Annotated in this window: 2 protein-coding genes; both read right to left on the reverse strand. The window is 68.1% G+C overall.

Annotation, left to right across the window (positions count from 1 at the left end; translation table 11 throughout):
- A partial coding sequence (locus tag AC5RUJ_RS16480; protein WP_494156270.1) for a histidine phosphatase family protein occupies positions 1–143 on the reverse strand: 143 nt, incomplete at its 3' end.
- A gap of 7 nt (positions 144–150) precedes the next feature.
- Positions 151–1,020: a zinc metalloprotease HtpX gene (gene htpX, locus AC5RUJ_RS16485; RefSeq protein WP_493979860.1), complete on the reverse strand. Its 870-nt coding sequence runs from the start codon at positions 1,018–1,020 to the stop codon at positions 151–153.
- Between the last annotated feature and the right edge of the window lie 295 nt (positions 1,021–1,315).

The raw sequence follows: 1,315 nt of genomic DNA on the forward strand, positions 1-1,315 counted from the left end.
ATCGGCTCGCCGTCGAGCGCCTGCGGCAGCGCCCGCGCCTGTGCCTGCCCCAGGTCGGTCAGCTCAGCCCCGGGGGCACCGGTGTCCAGCAGCCCGCGGACGTTGGAGTGGGTCTGCCCGTGCCGGATCAGCAGCAGCCGCATGCCTGCCTCAGTAGCCCAGCGGGCGTCCGGCCATCCGTTCCAGCCGCGCCACGCGGTCGTCCATCGGAGGGTGGGTGCTGAACAGCTTCTTCGCGCCGCCGCCCTTGAAGGGGTTGGCAATCATCAGGTGGCTGGTATTGACCAGCCTCTGGTCCTGCGGCAGCGGCGCCTGCTGCGTGCCGTACTGCAGCTTGCGAAGCGCCGACGCCAGGGCCAGCGGATCGTCGGTCAGCGTGGCGCCGTCCTCGTCCGCGTCGTACTCGCGGGTGCGGCTGACGGCCATCTGGATCAGCATGGCGGCAAGCGGAGCCAGCAGCGACATGGCGATCAGCGCAAGCGGGTTGGCGTTGCGGTCGCGGCCGCCGAAGAACAACAGGAACTGCGCGACCGACGTGATCACGCCCGCCACCGCGGCGGCCACGGAGGAGGTCAGGATGTCGCGGTTGTAGACGTGCATCAACTCGTGGCCCAGCACGCCGCGCAATTCGCGCTCATCCAGCAGGCGCAGGATGCCCTCGGTGCAGCACACGGCCGAGTTCTTGGGATTGCGGCCGGTGGCAAAGGCGTTGGGCGCCATCGTCGGGGACACGTAGAGCCGGGGCATCGGCTGGTTCGCCCGCGCAGACAATTCACGGACGATCCGGTACATGCCCGGTTGGTCGGCTTCGGTCACGGGGTAGGCCTGCATGCTGCGGATGGCGAGCTTGTCGCTGTTCCAGTAGCTGTAGGCGGTTGTGCCCACGCCGATCAGGGCCATGATCCAGATCCAATTAGCGCTGCCGGTCCCGCTGGCCAGCAGCGCGCCGATTGCCAGCAGGAGGGCAAAGAGCCCACCGAGCAGGCCGGCCGTTTTCAGTCCATTGAAGTGGTTGTGCACCGCTTATGAGTCCTCTCCCGCGCCCATCGGCCCCGTGCCATGCAGGCACAGGGCTCCGTCTTTCAGTGTATCCACCGGTCACTTATTCCAACGCTGGAGTCCGGCGCCATGTTCCGCCCAGGCGTTTAGGGCTCGGGGTGCCTGTCGTTGTAGCGGGAGAACCGCGGCTGGAACCTGTGCAGCAGCCCGACGGCGCAGACACAGGCGACACCGCCGGCGAGCGCGGCAAAACCTTCGCCCAGCCACTGACCGCCGCCGCCGTCGTCAAATGACAGCCGGGCGCCGGCGTCGTCAT

It is taken from the genome of Arthrobacter sp. Y3223164, assembly GCF_059091005.1.